Source organism: Nonomuraea sp. ZG12, assembly GCF_052068115.1.
GTDB lineage: Bacteria > Actinomycetota > Actinomycetes > Streptosporangiales > Streptosporangiaceae > Nonomuraea.
Genome location: NZ_JBQHCW010000004.1, coordinates 464,380 through 480,324 on the forward strand (window position 1 = coordinate 464,380; position 15,945 = coordinate 480,324).

Below are 15,945 nucleotides of genomic sequence, written 5' to 3' on the forward strand. Positions count from 1 at the left end.
GGTTGACAGGTCAGACGATCCGGGCAAGGCTATTACCGATCAAACACGGTTGAAAGGTAAGAACATGTACCCGAGCTCGTTGGGCCGGCCGTTCAACGCGCTGTGGTTCGGCACCGGCGCCGCGAACCTCGGTGACGGCATGGCACTGTTCGTCCTCCCCCTGCTCGCCATCGCGGCGGACGCGTCGCCGGGCGGGGTGGCCGCCGTGACGGCGGCGCTCACCCTGGCCTGGCCGGTCTTCGGCCTGCACGCCGGCTGGATCGTGGACCGCGTGGACCGCCGGCTGCTCCTGACCGGCGTCAACCTGGTCCGCGCCCTGATCCTGACCGCCCTCACCGCCGGCCACCTCACCGGCGCCCTGTCCCTGCCGCTGATCCTCGCCGCCGCGGTGCTCCTCGGCGTGGCCGAGACCCTGGTGGACACCGCGCTGACCTCCACCATCCCGATGGTCGTCCAGCCCACCGGCCGGAGCAGCGCCAACGCCCGCATCGAGGGGACGGTCAACGTCACCAACCAGCTCGCCGGGCCGCCGCTCGCGGGCCTGCTGGCGGGCATCACGCTCGCCCTGGCCACCGGCGCGAGCGCCGCCCTCTACGCCCTGGCCGTCGCCGGGCTCGCGCTGATGACGCTGCGCCGCCGCGCCCCGGCCACGCACGCGACCTCCGGGAACGTGGTCGCCGGCTTCCGGTACCTGTGGCGGCAGCCGGTGGTCCGCACCCTCACCCTCTTCACCGCCGTGATGAACATCCCCTGGGCGGTCGCGACCGCCCTGCTCGTCGTGTACGCCGTCACCCCCGGCCCGCTCGGCCTCAGCACCGCCCAGTACGGCCTGGTGCTGACCGCGATGGCCGTCGGCGGCCTGCTCGCCTCGGCGGTGGTCGAGCCGTTGCGACGCCGCTTCGGCGTGACCAGACTGCTGATCGCCGACGCCGCCGGGACGGTCCTGCTGGTCGCGCCCGTGGCCTTCGGCGGACCGGCGTGGACCGTGGCCGCGGGCGCGGTGATCGCCGGGGCCGGGTCCAGCGTCTGGCGCATCCTGGTGGCCACGATCCGCCAGAACCTGTCCCCACCCGACCTGCTGGGCCGCGTCTACTCCGCGTCCCGCGTGCTCAGCTGGGGCGTGATCCCCGCCAGTGCGGCGATGGCCGGCCTCGGCGCGGAGCTCTGGGGTGTGCGGGCGGTCTTCGCCCTCGCCACCGCCCTCGCCGTCGCCATCCTGGCCGCCTTCATCCCGTACGCCCTCCGTACCGACCTCTCCACGGCCATCTCCCCGGTCATCCCACCAGCCGTCCCACCGGACGTCTCACCGGACGAGAATCGTCAGACCCGGACGCTACGCTCGCCGACGTGCTGACAGAGAGCGACATCGAGCTGGCCGACGGCCACATCCTGCACACCTACGACACGGCCCCGGGCGACACCACACGCCTGGCCGTCTTCTGGCACCACGGCACCCCCAACCTCGGCAGCCCGCCGGCGCCCCTGTTCCCGGCCGCCGACCGCCTCGGCATCCGCTGGATCTCCTACGACCGCCCCGGATACGGCGGATCCACCCCACATCCGGGCCGGGACGTGGCCTCGGCGGCCACCCACGTCGCCGCCGTCGCCGACGCCCTGGGCATCGACCGGTTCGCCGTCATCGGCCATTCCGGCGGCGGCCCCCACGCGCTCGCCTGCGGCGCCCTGCTCCCCCACCGCGTCCTGAGCGTGGTCAGCGTGTCCGGGATGGCGCCGTACGACGCGGAGGGGCTCGACTGGTTCGCCGGCATGACGCCCTCCGGCGCGGCCTCCCTGCGCGCGGCCGCCGAGGGCCGCGCCGCGAGGGAGGCGCACCAGGCGAGGGCCGAGTACGACCCGGAGATGTTCACCCCGGCCGACCACGCCGCCCTCGCCGGCGAGTGGTCCTGGCTGAACAGCGTCGTCGGCCCCGCCGTGGCGGCGGGCCCCGCCGCCCAGATCGACGACGACCTCGCCTACGTCGCCCCCTGGGGATTCGACCCCGCCCAGGTGACCGCCCCCGTCCTGTTCCTGCACGGCAACCAGGACCGCGTCATCCCGTGCGCGCACGGCCAGTGGCTCGCCCGCCGCTGCCCGGCGGCGCAACTCCGCCTCACCCCGGGCGACGGCCACATCTCGGTCCTCAACTCGGCCGCCTCAGCTTTGGACTGGCTCCACGCCCAGACCTGAACGCTCTATAAAGTAGCCCGTCATGTCCACAGGAGCCGAAAAGCCGGGCCGAACCGCTCGGCCTGGCCAACGCGTCGGAATCGGCCTCCTTATTTTCGCCGTCCTGAGCGCGGGCTTCCTCTTCCTGAATCGTGACGACAATCCCCGGGCGGCACCCGAATGGAAACCCGGGCCATTCGATCCGCCGGTGCAGTACGCGTTCATCCCCGAGAATTCGGACTGCCATGACCGGCTCCCGCCCACCTCGACCACATGCGGCGAATGGCAACTGCACGTGAACTACAGAACAGGCGAGGGAAGGCAGGAGCTGGATATCCTCTACGGCGTCAGCCTGTGGTGGGCGCGATGGCGGCTGTTCAACCGATGTCCCCCTCCCTGACGCGGTCAGCCAAGCCCAGGTGAACGACGCCGGCCGCCGCAACGGCATCCCACTCCGCATCACCGCCGACGGCCATCACCTGGCGTACTTCAGCAAGCAGCGGATGCGATTCGTCGGCTGGGATCTGCCCGCCGCGCAGCTCAAGGCCATCTCACCGCCCCTGGACTTAAGGCACTCGGAGATCTCCGCAATCTGCGTATATCGACCGACGGCCGATTCTTCGCCGTCGCATTCGCCGGCGCCCGGCCCCGGCTGCTGCTCACCGAGTTCGCCACCGGGAGGACGTCCGCCTTTCCCGGGTTCTGCGACGTGCTCGGGCTGAGCGAGAACGCCGCTGTCATCGCCGCCGCACGCAACTGCCCGGAGCGGGGCGAAGGCTCCGCGACCGGTACGGTGACCATGCTCGACCGCCGAGGCCAGGTGACCGGAGAATGGAGCGGAGACGGCTTCGACGGCGACCTGTCCCCGGGCGGGGACGTACTGGTGACGACGCACGCCACCATCGGCGAGGACGGCGACGAACATCTCTTCACCTATGACACCGGCACAGGCAAGACCATGAGGAAACTGAAGCTGCGACTGCTGTCCGAGCCGAGCGACGCGCGGGGACACGGCTGGCTCGACGCGGATGAGTACATCGTGGAGGCAGAGCCTCCCGAGCCCGGCGGCTCCTTCGGTTATTACCAGGTCAACGTCCGGACCGGGAAGTCCCAGTGGATCAGGGACCTCGGACTCGATCTGGGCGACCGGATCTCCCTGGGCGACGTGCGTATCGGCAGCTGAACGAGGGTGGGCATGGAGATCGAGGGGTCGTTCTGGCGGGCGATCGCGGTCTACCGCATCGCCTCCCTCGGCTACGCCGCGCTGTTGCTGGCCGGTGCCGGCGGTTACCAGCGTCCGGTCGCGGGCTGGCTCGTCTTCGGGGTGATGACGGTCTGGACCGTGGCCACCACTGTCGCCTACTCCACCAAGAGGACCCGCCCCCTGCTCATGATGGACGTGCTCGTCACGCTCGGCTGCATGCTGACCTCGCCGTACGTTCAGGGGGACGCGGCGGGACCGGGGCTGATGCCGGTGACGGCGACCTGGGTCGGCGGGCCGGTGCTGGCCTGGGCCGTGTACGGCGGGCGGCGGGCGGGCGCGGTCGCGGCGGTCGTGCTCTCGCTCGCCGACCTGTGGCTGCGCGGGCTGCGCGCGTTCGACCTCTCCGTCCCGGTCAACGGGGCCGTCCTGCTGATTCTCGCCGGAACCGTCGTCGGTCACGTGGCCCGGCTCACCAAGCAGGCGGAGGAACGGCTGCAGCGGGCCGTCGAGATAGAGGCGGCGGGCCGCGAACGCGAACGGCTCGCTCGTGGCATCCATGAATCCGTCCTCCAGGTCCTGGCGCTGGTGCAGCGCCGTGGGCTGGAGATCGGCGGGGAGGCCGCCCAGCTGGGACGGCTCGCCGGGGAGCAGGAGGCCGCCCTGCGCGAGATGATCCGTAACGGACCGGTCATGCCGGACTCGGGAGTCGTCGACGTGGGCGCCCGCTTACACCGGTACGCCACGGCGACGGTCACCGTGTCCACCCCCGCGACCCCGCTGCCCCTCCCCGCCGGCCAGGCGTACGAGGTCGTCGCGGCCGTGGGCGCGGCGCTCGACAACGTACGGCGGCACTGCGGCGAGGACGCGAGGGCCTGGATCTTCGCCGAGAACGACGACGCCTCGATGACCATCACGGTGCGTGACGAGGGGCCCGGCATCCCCGCGGGCCGCCTCTCGGCGGCGGAGGCGGAGGGCAGGCTCGGCATCGCGCAGTCCATCCGGGGCCGGATCGCGGGCATGGGCGGCACCGTCGGCGTCACGTCCGTGCCCGGCCAGGGCACCGAGGTCGAGCTGATCGTTCCCGCCGGTTTAAGGTGACGGCATGACCAGCGCTCTGCGGATGATGGTGGTGGACGACCATCCGATGTGGCGGGATGCGGTCGCCCGTGATCTGGGTGACGCCGGCTACGAGGTGGTGGCGACCATCGGCGAGGGCCGCCAGGCGCTCCGCGTCGCCGCCACCGTGCGTCCCGACGTGGTCATCCTCGATCTGCGCCTGCCCGACCTGCCCGGGGTGGAGGTGGCCCGGGGCCTGGCCGCGTCCGACCATCCGCCCCGCGTGCTGGTGCTGTCGGCGAGCGGTGAGCACGAGGACGTGCTGGAGGCGGTCAAGGCCGGGGCCTCCGGTTACCTGGTCAAGTCGGCGAGCCGGGAGGAGTTCCTCGACGCGGTCCGGCGCACGGCCGACGGGGAGCCGGTCTTCACCCCCGGGCTGGCCGGGCTGGTGCTGGGCGAGTATCGCCGCCTGGCCACGCAGCGGCCCGTCAGCGACGGGCCGAGCCTCACCGACCGGGAGACCGAGGTGCTGCGCCTCGTCGCCAAGGGCCTGTCGTACAAGCAGATCGCCGAACGGCTGGTGCTCAGCCACCGGACCGTGCAGAACCACGTACAGAACACCCTGAACAAGCTCCATCTGCACAACCGGGTCGAGCTCGTCCGGTACGCGATCGAACGGGGCCTCGACGAGGCGTAGGCCGGGTCAGAGCGTGTCGACCTTGTACGGGTCGTGCTCGCTGATGAGCTTGTCGAGGCGCGCCTGGTCGACCCGGCTGGCCATGCTGACGATCTCCTGCCGGTCGCGCAGGCACTTGGCCAGGCCGAAGGCCGTCGTCACGGTGTACAGCACGGAGACCGCGAGGAACGCGCGAAGCCAGGGGTCGATCGGCAGGAAGATGACGCCGAGAGCCACGCTGCCGAGCGCCGCGCCGAAGGAGATCACGCACTGTGCGTATTAGGCGCCGGTCATGGTGGGTTGGACTGGTTTGCTCATGCCTGCCATGGTCTGACACCGGCCGGCGCGACGCCTGAGTACGCGTACCTACTCGGACTAGGTACGCGCACCGGTCCTCCGGAATGGCAGCGGCCCCCCGGACTTACCCAAGCCGGGGGGCCTTGAATGAACTGCCGTGTACGGGTGCCAGCGGCGTTTAAGAGTGCCGGTCATCATTACGATATCGCGCTCTACCATTAAGCCACGGACGCATGAGAGAGCGTCCAGCGGGAATCGAACCCGCATCTCGACTATCACAGCCTGCACTCGGTTGATCTGGCACTCGACGGTGAATACTGAGCTTAGAGCGAGAATCTGATTCTTAGCGGCTGCCTCTACCATTGGGCCACCGGGGCGCGTGTGCCCCGGGAAGGACTCGAACCTTCATGTCACCGCGTATCAACTTCAGCCTGAGCTTCAGCTTCGCGCTTTCGCGCACCCCGCGCTCAACGGGGAGTCTTCATCTTAGGCGAGCAGATAGCGGAACAGGCGCTCGCCGATCTCCTGATCGGTCACCGCCCACGTGTTCGCCTCCTCGCGCGCGTACTTCACCGCGTCCTGCACCTTCTGGATGCGGGTCAGCAGCTCGTTCACGCGCCGGTTCGGCAGCGCGCCGGAGAAGGCGACCTTCGTCCAGTAGCCGACCACGACGTCCTCGGTGAACACCTGCACCTGCGCCGGGTGCTTGTCCGTCGCCTCCGACAGGACGTGGTTGCGCGGCACCTTCTTGGTCCGGGTCGTCTTGACCGGCTCGGTGCGCCACGTCTCGGCGTTGTCGTCGTACGACCACGTGTCGGCGGGGTCGAGGGTCGGCAGCTTCGCCACGAACGTGTGCAGGTCGACGAGCTGCTTCTCCAGGAAGAGCAGGTAGGTGACGGGGGCGTCCTCGATGAGGGTCTCGCCGTCGACGACCACGCTGGCCCTGGCCTGCGTGTTCGCCCAGTCCTTCGTCGCGGTCACGTCGAAGAGCCGGGTCAGCGCCGTGGCGACGTCCTTCAGGACACTTTCGGCCTGCACCTGCACGCGGGTGGACTCGGGCGGCAGCATCTCGCCCTCGTCGTCGATCGGCTGGTAGGTGCGGGAGATGCCCGACAGCAGCGGTGTCTTCTGGATCCGGTGGTAGGCGTCGGTCACCTTGCGCTGGGCGTCGGACTTGACGCCCTTCTCCACGGCGAGGATCTGGTTCAGCTTCGCCACGACACGAATCCGTTCATCAGGGGATTTTCCCGTACAGCGCATGATCGTACAGCGACGTGACCGTGGGTCGCATGTCATATACCGGCAGCCCTGACCCCGTCGAGCAGCTCGACGAGCTCGGCGCGCTCCTTGGCGTCGAGGCCGGCGTAGGGCGCGGCGGACAGATCGTCCGTGAGCCGCTCGGCCCGCCGCAGGGCATCCCCGGCGGAGGGCGGCATGGCCGGCCAAGGCTCGGTCCAGCCGTCTCCGCCCGGTGGGCTCAAGCGGGCAGGGAGGCCAGCCAGCCGGTCAGGATCTCGTTGACCTCCGCGCGGCGCTCCTGCTGGATCCAGTGGCCGCATCCGTCGAGAAGGTGCGAGGAGACCAGGCCGGGCAGAGTGGTGGGATAGGCCCGGATCGCGTCGGACAGCCAGGTGGTCGAGGCGTCCAGGGCGCCGCCCACGAACAGGGATGGCTGCGTGATGGGCGCGCCGTGGAAGGCGGCGAGGTCCGCCCAGTCCCGGTCCATGTTCCGGTAGCGGTTGAGCGCCCCGGTCATGCCCGTCCGCTCGAACTCCCCCGCGTACACGTCGAGGTCGTCCGCACTGAGCCAGGCGGGCAACCGCCCGGCGGGGAACCGGTCGCGCAGCTTCCCGCCCCGGCTCACGAAGTGCGGGTCCGGGGCGGCGGGCATGGTGTCGGCGGAGAAGGCCGCGTAGAAGCCCGCGAGCCAGCCCCGCACGTCCGGCTCGATCTCGGCCTCGGCCCGCTCGGGCTCCTGGAAGTACGAGACGTAGAACTCCTCGTCCCCGCCCATGTGCGCGAAGACCTCACTGGGCCGCGGCCCGCCAGGCGGCGCGTAGGGCACGCTGAGCAGGCCGACCGCGCGGAAGACCTCCGGCCTGACGAGCGCGGAACTCGCGGCGATGGTCGCCCCCCAGTCGTGCCCGACGATCACCGCCGTCTCCTCTCCGAGCGCACGCACCACGGCGACGTTGTCCTCGACCAGGTCGAGCATCCGGTACGCGGCCACGTTCGCGGGCTTGGACGAACGCCCGTAGCCGCGAACGTCCATGGCGACCGCCCGGTAACCGGCCGCGGCCAGCACCGGCAGCTGATGACGCCACGAGTACCAGGACTCCGGGAACCCGTGCACCAGCAGCACCAGCGGCCCGGCCCCCTGCTCCACCAGGTGAATCCTGCCGGCAGGCGACGAGACGGAACGATGCGTCACATCGGTGGGCTGGGACATGAATCCTCCAGGACAGTTCGCCGTGGGCAACGCGAGCCATCATCCGCCCGAGGCGGCGACCGTAACGAATCCTGTTGCCACTTCGGCAAACGCCGGCCACGCGACTCCCTCACAGATTCCGGAGCGGCCTGGCGAAGGGATCCCAGGCGATGACGACGAGTCCGCCGTACCGCTCGGCCAGTCTGCGGCGCAGCTCCTGGTCGAAGGTGTTCGTTGTGACGACGATTCGGTTGAGCTCCGGATCGATCCCCATGCCGAGTGCTTCCGGTTCGTCGATCGGTCGACCGCCCTCCCTGTCCTCCGTCACCGCGACCAGCTCGGCTTGACTGTTCTCCGCCGGTCTCACCTGGGGCACGATCGCGTACGGGATCCACGCCCCGTCCGACAGGTTCACGCCAGAGATCCGCGGAGCTGCCAGCTCGCGTCCGCGCGCGGTGACATAGGGAGCGATCAGCCGGTACGGCCCGTGCAGGATGTACGGCGGCGCGAGATCGTACGGATGGGTCCTGGCCCGCCTCTCGGCCGTCTCCAGAGCGCGCAGGAACGGCCCGATGCCCTCGTATGACCTGAGGTGCACCGTGGAGACCGGCTGGTAGTAGACCTCGGCCCGGTCATCCGTCGCGGGCTGCAGGATCACCCGCCACTCGCCCGGGAGGAACGCGGGCGCCGCCGTGACGGCGTAGACGGCGAACAGCACGAAGATCACCTTCAGCCGCAAGGGTGCTCGCCTCCTCGTGGTCATCGGGACGGACTCCTCATGGCGGACGGATCATCCTCGACAGGCTACGACCCCGGCCCCGGCGAGCAACCGGTATCGACGCAAGGGGTTGAGTCTCGACCGGCTTGAGACCCCATAGTGGACGCCGTGGACGACAACGAGCTGTACCCGATCGGAGATGTGGCGCGGCGCACCGGCCTGAGCGTCAGTGCCATCAGGTTCTACGCCGACGCCGAGGTCATCGCGCCCACCGACGTCACGGACGCCGGTTACCGGCTGTACGACGTCCAGGCCATCGCCCGGCTCGAACTCGTCCGCACCCTCCGCGAACTGGGCGCCGGCCTGGAGGACATCCGCCGGTTACTGGCGGACGAGACGACGCTCCGCGATCTGGCCACGGCGCATCTGGCGCTGGTCGAGCGCCAGACACGTCGCCTCCAGGCCAGGCGGGCCGTCCTGCGGACCATCGTGAAACAGCACACCGCGACCGAACAGGTGAGTCTCATGCACAAGCTCGTCTCCATGTCCGACGACGACCGTAACCGGCTGATCGACGACTTCTGGGACGAGGTCACGACCGGCCTCAACGTCCACCCGGCCTTCGCCGAGCAGCTCCACCGGATGCGGCCGAACCTGCCGGAGGAGCCCGCCACCGAACAGCTCGAAGCCTGGATCGAGCTGGCCGACCTGGTCCAGGACGGCGACTTCCGCCAGGCGGTCCGCCAGTTCTTCCACGACAGCTTCGCCGCCACCTCCGCCACTCGGGCACTCGAGGTGACCTCACCGGAGATGATGGAACACATCGAGAGACGACGGCTGGTCGAAGTCGAGGTCTCGACGGCCCGGCAGTCCGGGATGGCCCCGGACTCGCCCGAGGCACGGGAGCTCGCCGACCGCCTCGTGGCCGTGACCGCGGAGTTCGTCGCTTACGCCGGCGGCGAGTACGACGTCGACGAGGTGCGCCGCCACATGGCCGCCCCCGACCGCACCAGCGAGGCACACCGGCACGCCGAGGAGGCCGTGTCCCGGTTCGGCAGCGTGCTCGACAGGTATCTGTCACTCATCGCCACCATCGACGGGACACCGCAGCCGGACCCGGACGAAGCCGTGGCGACCGAGGAATGGGTCGCCGCCGCTCTCACAGCGGACCACAAGCTCTGAGGGACCGCGGTGGTGCTCAGCCGCGCCGGGTCGTGAGCGGTGGTCAGCCGGCGTCCGGAACGTAGGTCAGGTTGAGCACGCCGGTCTGGAAGGTCTCGGACTTGACCAGCTTCAGCGGGTGGGTCGGGGTGTCCTCGAAGAGCCGTTGACCATGACCGACCGCGATCGGGTGGACGAGCAACTTCAGCTCGTCGAGCAACCCGTTGGCGAGCAGCCACCGCACGGTCGTCGCGGAGCCGGACATCTGGATGTCGCCGTCGATCCGCTCCTTGAGCTCGCTCAGCCTGGCCGCGACGTCACCGGAGATGACGGTGGTGTTGTCCCAGTCCGCCGTCTCCAAGGTGTTGGACACGACGTACTTGGGAGTGCCGCTCAGGGCCTTGGCGACATCCTGGTCGGTGTCCGTCGTCGTCCAGTACGTGGACCATTCGTCGTACAGCTTGCGGCCCATCAGCATCGCCGCCGCACTCTGCATGCCGGCCTCGACCACCGCGCCCATCTCGTCGTTCCAGTACGGGAAGTGCCACTGGTCGGGCGATTCGACCACACCGTCCAACGAGATGAAGAAACTCGAAACGATCTTTGCCACTGTTCTCCTCCTTGTCCTCCGGAAGGTTAGACGAGGAGGAGAACTCAGGTCTTGTACAGAAGCGACAGCGGCTCCGGCTGGTCCCGATCGCCCAGCTGCGTGGCGGTCCGCCCGATGTAGCGGGTCAGCGACCGCGCCAGGTGGGGCTGGTCGAAGTATCCGAGCCGGTGGATCACGTCCTGGGCCGGCACCCCCTCCTGAATCAGGACCGCCGCCTGCCGGGCCCGATCGATCTGCCGGATGGCGCCGCGGGTGAGCCCGGTCGCCGCCACGAAACGCCGCTGCAGGGTGCGCTCGGACAGATCCGGCGACGCGCCGCGCAGCACCTCGGCGACGATCGGGTCACGGTCCAGCACCCCCTCACGCACCAGCCGCCGTACGAACTCCTCCGCATTGTCGTAGTCCGGCAGCCGCCAGGCAGACCCCTTCAACCAGAACGATCTACGCGTGGCGTCGGGAATCTCCGCGGAACCGTCGACGAGCCGGCCGACCGGAAGATGCGGCATCGAGGTGCCGGACGAGAAACTGATCCCGAAGAACGTGGCGTCCTCGGGCACGGGGGCCGCGCTCGCCCTGGACCACGGCCCTTGGACGGCCGCGCTCACCTGGCCTCGGTGCTCCCAGAAGACCAGGTCCCAATGCGCTGCCGCGATCGACGTCATCCGGTCGACGTCATGGCTGCGGCTCCGCCACACCCGCTCGACGTACGGCGAATCGGACGATCGACTCTCGACCTCCAAGCCCATCCCGGCCATTCCCTTTCGCCCCGGTCCGCCACTGCTCGCGCTGCGAGAATCGTACGCGCCCGCATTATCGCCTGGCTCTGGAGACGGCCTGGATGACACCATCATGCGTCGGGACCTCCCGCCCGCCGCGAACCCCCGACCAAGGACCATCTCGATGTTCTCGCTGCGAACCGCTGACCTGCGCAAGCTCAACTCACTCACGAAATACCCGTCGATCCCGACGCACCACGCTCTGGATCCGAAGAACGGCGGCCTGCTCGAAGAGGCCACCCAGTTCACCGGGACCGTGATCGGCACGGAGAAGGTCGACGGCACCAACGGCCGGATCGTCCTGCTCCCGGACGGCGAATGGCTGATCGGCTCCCGCGAGGACCTCCTCACCGCCTCCGGCGACATCGTGCACAACCCGGCGCTCGGCATCGTCGACGCCCTGAGAGGCGTGGCCGGGCGAGCCACCTCGGCCGAGCTGGGCGGCACCGACGAGATCATCGTGCTCTACCTGGAGGTCTACGGCTCCACGAAGCTTCCCGCGTGGAAGCAGTACGGCGACGGCGCGGCGGCGGTACGGCTGTTCGACGTGGCCTCGATCGGCAGCGACCTGCCGGCCTGGGACCTCGACCGGATCTCCGCCTGGCGGCAGCGAGGCGGGCAGGAGTTCGCGGACGAGACCACCCTGGGCAAGGTCGCCGAGACGTGCGGCACGCAGGTGACGCCGCGCCTTTTCGAGGTCGACGCCGACGAGTTGCCGTCGGCGATCGAGCCGATGCGCGCGTTCATGGAGCCGTACCGGCACACGCTGGTGGCCACGTCGGGCGACCCCGGCCTGAACGAGGGCATCGTTCTCCGTGCCCCGGATCGCAGCGTCATCAGCAAGGCCCGCTTCCAGGACTACGACCGGACCCTCAAGCGGCGCGCCAAGCATGCCGGACGAGCAGTCACCGGCGTCACGCCCCAAGCCGGCCGCTGAGTGGCGCGGTGGGCGGAGTCGGAGTCGATGCCACGACGCCTTTCATGAGCTCTTCCGACTCAGTCATGATCGCGAGCATTCCATATCGGCGTTCGGGGTGGACGGCGGCTCTACACGGTTCGCGCTCTTCACCCGATCGTCCCGTCCGCCTCGTCCCATGGGGGCAGCCTGAAACCTCCTGCCACGGGCGATGCCTGGGGTTCGCCACGGCCTGGCGAGCCGCGACGAACCAGGCCGTCCGACTGTCCCGATCAGCGCGTCAGCATGCGCGGACGTACCAGGCCGGCTCGAAGTCGTACGCGGGGTGCGAATCCCCGGGGTCGGTGTCGTAGATGGAGATGCGGCTGCTGTTGAGGATCTGGGCCCGCGCGCCACCGGTGTTGTTGTTGTACCAGGACCCGTAGCCGTTCCAGCGGCTCAAGGCGTACTCCTGGCAATAGAACAGCCGGAAGACCCGCCCACTCCATTCGGGGCCGGTGTAGAGGCAGAAGTTGCCGGCGGGGCAGCCCTCGCTCGCGGGACGGGGTGTCACCCCGGACACGCGGGCGTTGGCGTTCAGCGGATCCTCGTCGGCGTACGCCGCCGTCGGCACGGCGAAGGCCGCGGCGGCGCATACGGCCGTCACCGTGATCAGTCGTTTCAGTTGCTTCAGTCGCCTCATGCGAATCCTCCTTGGGTGGCCACCACCGGCCTGACTGCGCGGTTCGTACTCCTTCGGCCGAAGCATTGTTCTTCTGCCGCGCGGGAGAAAGATTCGTCGAATGACTTGTCAGAAAACTTGGGATTTCCGTCCGACGAGCGGGAACCATTGTTCGAGATCGGAGGCGAGGTCTTTTCGCAGATGAACGGTGTGCGTCTCTGACCAGTGCCCCTCGACTCGAAAGCGAGAGCGTCACACCGAACGCAACGAAGAACAGCAACCGGCCACGCGACGCCGGACGTGCGGCGACGCCACCGCGGCAGGCTACGGCCCTTCACGCGAGGCCGCGACGCGGAGTACGCCTGGTACCAGGATCGCGACGGAGGCGGCATCGTCTGCGAACGCTGAGCACCACCGGGAGACGGCAGGGGCCGGGCGTCCCTGATGTCACTCGGCGTTCTCCGCCGCGCCACCACCCTCCACGACCTCGTCGCGGTTCGCGTCTCTCTGCCGGGACGCACTGCGTTTACGGACGGTATTGCTGAGCATACTTCAAGTGAGCATGCCGTTTTCTATCCCAGTGTTGATGTCGATGGCATCCGCACGTTCTATCGGGACGTGGAAGACCAAGTCTCACCGCCGCCACAAGACTCCAAGACGGCTCGGAATGCGACGAGGAGCCGTGCCAGCGCCGACCGCCTTACCTGCCCGCCTAGGGGGACACCATGACCGATGCCTTCGCGACTGTCTGGCGCCCGGGCGACGGCACACAATGGGTCCACTGGGGCATGACGGAAGACGACTTCAAGGCCAAGGACTCCACCTACTTCCCCCAAGGACTCCGCATCACCTCCCTCATCATCAAAGACGGAACATTCGCAGCCGTCTGGCACCCCGGCAACGGCACACAATGGGTCCACTGGAACATGACAGAGGACGACTTCAAGGCCAAGGACTCCACCTACTTCCCCCAAGGACTCCGCATCACCTCCCTCATCATCAAAGACGGAACATTCGCAGCCGTCTGGCACCCCGGCAACGGCACACAATGGGTCCACTGGAACATGACAGAGGACGACTTCAAGGCCAAGGACTCCACCTACTTCCCCCAAGGACTCCGCATCACCTCCCTCATCATCAAAGACGGAACATTCGCAGCCGTCTGGCACCCCGGCAACGGCACACAATGGGTCCACTGGAACATGACAGGCGACGACTTCGCTGCCCGGGATCGGACCTACTTCGCCCAAGGGCTGCGCCTCAGCGTCCTGACGACCGACAACGGGCGACTCGCCGCAGTGTGGCGTCCCGGGAACGGTACCCAGTGGTGCAGTTGGCGGCGGCACGTTGTCGACTTCAAGACCGAGGATGGCGCGTACTTCCAGCAGGGGCTCAGGATTGCGTGCCTCGACCTCGAAGAAGCTCCGGTCGGCGCCTACCGGTATCCGTGGAAGGGCGGGGTCACTCACACAGTTGGACAAGGAAACAACAACCCCGCCGGCTCCCACAATGGCAGCCAATCTTGGGCCTTCGACTTCGGCCTGCCCGAGGGCACCGAGATCCGCGCCGCCCGCGAAGGCACCGTCGAGTGGCTCCAGGAGAACCTGACAGCGACCTACAACCCCAACCAGCCGACCACTCCGACCAACACCCCGTTCCCGGACGGGAGCCTGCAGAATTGGGGCAACGCCGTGCGGCTCCGCCACGCCGGTGGATTCACGAGCTGGTACTTCCACATCCAGGCCAACGGCGTGCTCGTGAACGTAGGCGACCAGGTGGCGCGGGGACAGGCGATCGCGCTCTCAGGCAACACGGGCCGATCGTCCGCACCACACCTGCACTTCCAGGTGCAGGCCGACTCCACGGACTGGGGCCAGTCCGTGGCGCACACCTTCGGCGCGGGCTGCGAGCAGCCGGCGAGCGGGGCGTCCGTGACGTCGGACAACGCCACCTGACCGCCGCCGAGCGCGCGATGGTCCTCGCCGCTGATCGTCACTGAGAAACCTCGATGGGTACACTCGGCCTCCTCTACGGGGCGTCCGAGGAGCGTGACCGCATGAGGCATTACCGACATGGCCGTGTCGCGGCAGTTCTCGCCAGTGTGTACGCCAGCCTCGTGATGCTCCTCGGCGTTGTCTCGGTGGTGACCTTGCTGACCGTGCCGGACCCGATCCTGCTGTCCGGCGTCGCCCTCATGTTCGTTACGATCCCGCTTGGGCCGCTTATCTGGTGGGGATGGGATGCTCTCCCGCCTCAGACGGCGAACCCCGTACTCCTCGTAGTGATCCTCACCGGCGCGGGCTTGCTGCAGTCGTATCTGATCTGGCGGGCCGTGCGTGGCCCGTCGGTTCCCGACGGCAGGGCCGCCTGATCCCTTCGAACGAGTGCTCTGGACTGAGCATGAGGCCGGCCGCCATCGGCTGGCTCGCACCAGTTCCGAACGCCGCAGGAGCGTCGTCATCGGGTACGGCCCCCGGACGTTCTCGCCACGTCAGGGCGTAGCCCACCGGTGGCATTCCGCTCACCCACCATCGTCGAACCGCGTTCATGTGGGTACGGTCCCCGGCATGGCCAAGAGCGACGAGCCGCCGATCTGCGACACCTGCCTCGGCGCGGGTGGCGAGTGGATCGAGAAGAACGGGAAGCAGGAGAGCCACAACGAGTGGGGCTCCTGTGGCGCGTGCAGCGGCACCGGGCGGCGCGGATGAGCGACCCCATCACCTGCCCGGAGTGCGAAGGCCGCCGAGGGCAGCGGCTCGGCCGGATGTTCCTCACCTGCCGGTTCTGCCAGGGCCGCGGCTGGGTCGGCGGCGCGCATGAGCCCGCCGAACGCGACCAGAACCCGCCGCCGGTACAGCCACCGGCGTGGGAGCACAAGGCGTGGGCCGACCCGGTCGTGGCCGCCGCACTGCCGTGCCGCTACTGCCTGGGCGCCCGTTCTGTGGCGCATGTGGACGAGGACTCCGGGACGCTGTTGATGGCGGCGTTCCCAGGATGTGCTGACGTCGTCTGACGATCCGGGACACGCGCTCGCCCGGGGCGCGGTGAGTCCTGTCCTTATACGTGGTCGAGTCGCGTTCTTTCGACCGGTTGACCATCGGTGCCCGCCCAGCGCGACGAAGTAAACAAGCGAAAGCTGGCAGTACAACGATGGGCATCGCCATGCCGATCTGCGATCATCGAATTCGGGAAACCTCAATGAGGTGATCTCAGGGAAATAATTCGGGACGATGAGGGATGTTTGGGACGCCTATGGGGGCGTTTCGGGCCTTTCGG

21 protein-coding genes are annotated in these 15,945 nt (G+C 68.7%); 13 read left to right on the top strand and 8 right to left on the bottom strand.

Features of this window, described 5'->3' with window-relative positions; genetic code table 11:
- The first annotated feature begins 64 nt into the window (after nt 1-64).
- From ACTMTF_RS16585 to ACTMTF_RS16610, 6 genes are all read left to right on the top strand, one after another.
- A complete protein-coding gene (locus ACTMTF_RS16585; RefSeq protein ID WP_441111436.1) occupies nt 65-1,354 on the top strand; it encodes an MFS transporter in 1,290 nt (429 codons plus the stop codon).
- Nucleotides 1,348-2,187, top strand: coding sequence for an alpha/beta fold hydrolase (locus ACTMTF_RS16590; protein WP_441111437.1), 840 nt, complete (start codon nt 1,348-1,350; stop codon nt 2,185-2,187). The genes ACTMTF_RS16585 and ACTMTF_RS16590 overlap by 7 nt, the downstream gene beginning before the upstream one ends.
- A gap of 22 nt (nt 2,188-2,209) precedes the next feature.
- Nucleotides 2,210-2,566 (top strand): hypothetical protein, encoded by a 357-nt coding sequence (locus tag ACTMTF_RS16595; protein ID WP_441111438.1) that lies wholly within the window; start codon nt 2,210-2,212, stop codon nt 2,564-2,566.
- A gap of 309 nt (nt 2,567-2,875) precedes the next feature.
- Nucleotides 2,876-3,349 (top strand): hypothetical protein, encoded by a 474-nt coding sequence (locus ACTMTF_RS16600; RefSeq protein ID WP_441111439.1) that lies wholly within the window; start codon nt 2,876-2,878, stop codon nt 3,347-3,349.
- A 12-nt stretch (nt 3,350-3,361) separates the two neighbouring features.
- Entirely contained in the window at nt 3,362-4,468 is a 1,107-nt protein-coding gene (macS, locus tag ACTMTF_RS16605; protein ID WP_441111440.1) for a MacS family sensor histidine kinase, read from the top strand.
- Nucleotides 4,469-4,472: 4 nt separating this feature from the next.
- Nucleotides 4,473-5,123 (top strand): response regulator, encoded by a 651-nt coding sequence (locus tag ACTMTF_RS16610; protein ID WP_441111441.1) that lies wholly within the window; start codon nt 4,473-4,475, stop codon nt 5,121-5,123.
- A 6-nt stretch (nt 5,124-5,129) separates the two neighbouring features.
- Here the strand turns inward: ACTMTF_RS16610 and ACTMTF_RS16615 are convergent, their stop codons facing one another.
- The 5 genes from ACTMTF_RS16615 to ACTMTF_RS16635 form a co-directional block, all read right to left on the bottom strand.
- Nucleotides 5,130-5,369, bottom strand: coding sequence for a YiaA/YiaB family inner membrane protein (locus tag ACTMTF_RS16615; protein ID WP_441111442.1), 240 nt, complete (start codon nt 5,367-5,369; stop codon nt 5,130-5,132).
- Between the two features lie 516 nt (nt 5,370-5,885).
- Nucleotides 5,886-6,617, bottom strand: a complete 732-nt coding sequence (locus tag ACTMTF_RS16620; protein WP_441111443.1) for a DUF7873 family protein — start codon at nt 6,615-6,617, stop codon at nt 5,886-5,888.
- Between the two features lie 74 nt (nt 6,618-6,691).
- Nucleotides 6,692-6,835, bottom strand: coding sequence for a hypothetical protein (locus ACTMTF_RS16625; protein ID WP_441111444.1), 144 nt, complete (start codon nt 6,833-6,835; stop codon nt 6,692-6,694).
- 41 nt (nt 6,836-6,876) lie between these two features.
- The gene (locus tag ACTMTF_RS16630; RefSeq protein WP_441111445.1) at nt 6,877-7,848 is read right to left on the bottom strand and encodes an alpha/beta fold hydrolase; all 972 of its coding nucleotides are present in this window, start codon (nt 7,846-7,848) and stop codon (nt 6,877-6,879) included.
- Nucleotides 7,849-7,957: 109 nt separating this feature from the next.
- Nucleotides 7,958-8,590, bottom strand: coding sequence for a hypothetical protein (locus ACTMTF_RS16635; RefSeq protein ID WP_441111446.1), 633 nt, complete (start codon nt 8,588-8,590; stop codon nt 7,958-7,960).
- Nucleotides 8,591-8,713: 123 nt separating this feature from the next.
- On the opposite strand from ACTMTF_RS16635, the gene ACTMTF_RS16640 reads away from it, so the two are divergent.
- Nucleotides 8,714-9,727: a helix-turn-helix domain-containing protein gene (locus ACTMTF_RS16640; protein ID WP_441111447.1), complete on the top strand. Its 1,014-nt coding sequence runs from the start codon at nt 8,714-8,716 to the stop codon at nt 9,725-9,727.
- 43 nt (nt 9,728-9,770) lie between these two features.
- Here the strand turns inward: ACTMTF_RS16640 and ACTMTF_RS16645 are convergent, their stop codons facing one another.
- On the bottom strand, nt 9,771-10,316 hold the full coding sequence (locus ACTMTF_RS16645) for a dihydrofolate reductase family protein (RefSeq protein WP_441111448.1): 546 nt from the start codon (nt 10,314-10,316) through the stop codon (nt 9,771-9,773).
- 44 nt (nt 10,317-10,360) lie between these two features.
- Nucleotides 10,361-11,062, bottom strand: a complete 702-nt coding sequence (locus ACTMTF_RS16650; protein WP_441111449.1) for a helix-turn-helix domain-containing protein — start codon at nt 11,060-11,062, stop codon at nt 10,361-10,363.
- Between the two features lie 154 nt (nt 11,063-11,216).
- Here ACTMTF_RS16650 and ACTMTF_RS16655 point away from each other — a divergent pair, with 154 nt between their 5' ends.
- Nucleotides 11,217-12,029 carry an RNA ligase family protein gene (locus ACTMTF_RS16655; RefSeq protein WP_441111450.1) on the top strand — a complete coding sequence of 271 codons (813 nt, stop codon included), beginning with the start codon at nt 11,217-11,219 and terminating at the stop codon, nt 12,027-12,029.
- A 259-nt stretch (nt 12,030-12,288) separates the two neighbouring features.
- Here the strand turns inward: ACTMTF_RS16655 and ACTMTF_RS16660 are convergent, their stop codons facing one another.
- Complete coding sequence (locus ACTMTF_RS16660) at nt 12,289-12,690, bottom strand: peptidase inhibitor family I36 protein (protein WP_441111451.1); 402 nt, start codon at nt 12,688-12,690, stop codon at nt 12,289-12,291.
- A 279-nt stretch (nt 12,691-12,969) separates the two neighbouring features.
- Here ACTMTF_RS16660 and ACTMTF_RS16665 point away from each other — a divergent pair, with 279 nt between their 5' ends.
- From ACTMTF_RS16665 to ACTMTF_RS16685, 5 genes are all read left to right on the top strand, one after another.
- Nucleotides 12,970-13,077: an excalibur calcium-binding domain-containing protein gene (locus ACTMTF_RS16665; protein WP_441111452.1), complete on the top strand. Its 108-nt coding sequence runs from the start codon at nt 12,970-12,972 to the stop codon at nt 13,075-13,077.
- Nucleotides 13,078-13,394: 317 nt separating this feature from the next.
- Complete coding sequence (locus tag ACTMTF_RS16670) at nt 13,395-14,624, top strand: M23 family metallopeptidase (RefSeq protein ID WP_441111453.1); 1,230 nt, start codon at nt 13,395-13,397, stop codon at nt 14,622-14,624.
- A 53-nt stretch (nt 14,625-14,677) separates the two neighbouring features.
- Nucleotides 14,678-15,040, top strand: coding sequence for an SCO4225 family membrane protein (locus ACTMTF_RS16675; RefSeq protein WP_441111454.1), 363 nt, complete (start codon nt 14,678-14,680; stop codon nt 15,038-15,040).
- A 196-nt stretch (nt 15,041-15,236) separates the two neighbouring features.
- Complete coding sequence (locus tag ACTMTF_RS16680) at nt 15,237-15,377, top strand: hypothetical protein (RefSeq protein ID WP_441111455.1); 141 nt, start codon at nt 15,237-15,239, stop codon at nt 15,375-15,377.
- Nucleotides 15,374-15,682: a hypothetical protein gene (locus ACTMTF_RS16685; RefSeq protein ID WP_441111456.1), complete on the top strand. Its 309-nt coding sequence runs from the start codon at nt 15,374-15,376 to the stop codon at nt 15,680-15,682. Before ACTMTF_RS16680 ends, ACTMTF_RS16685 begins: the two co-directional genes overlap by 4 nt.
- The last annotated feature ends 263 nt before the right edge of the window (nt 15,683-15,945 follow it).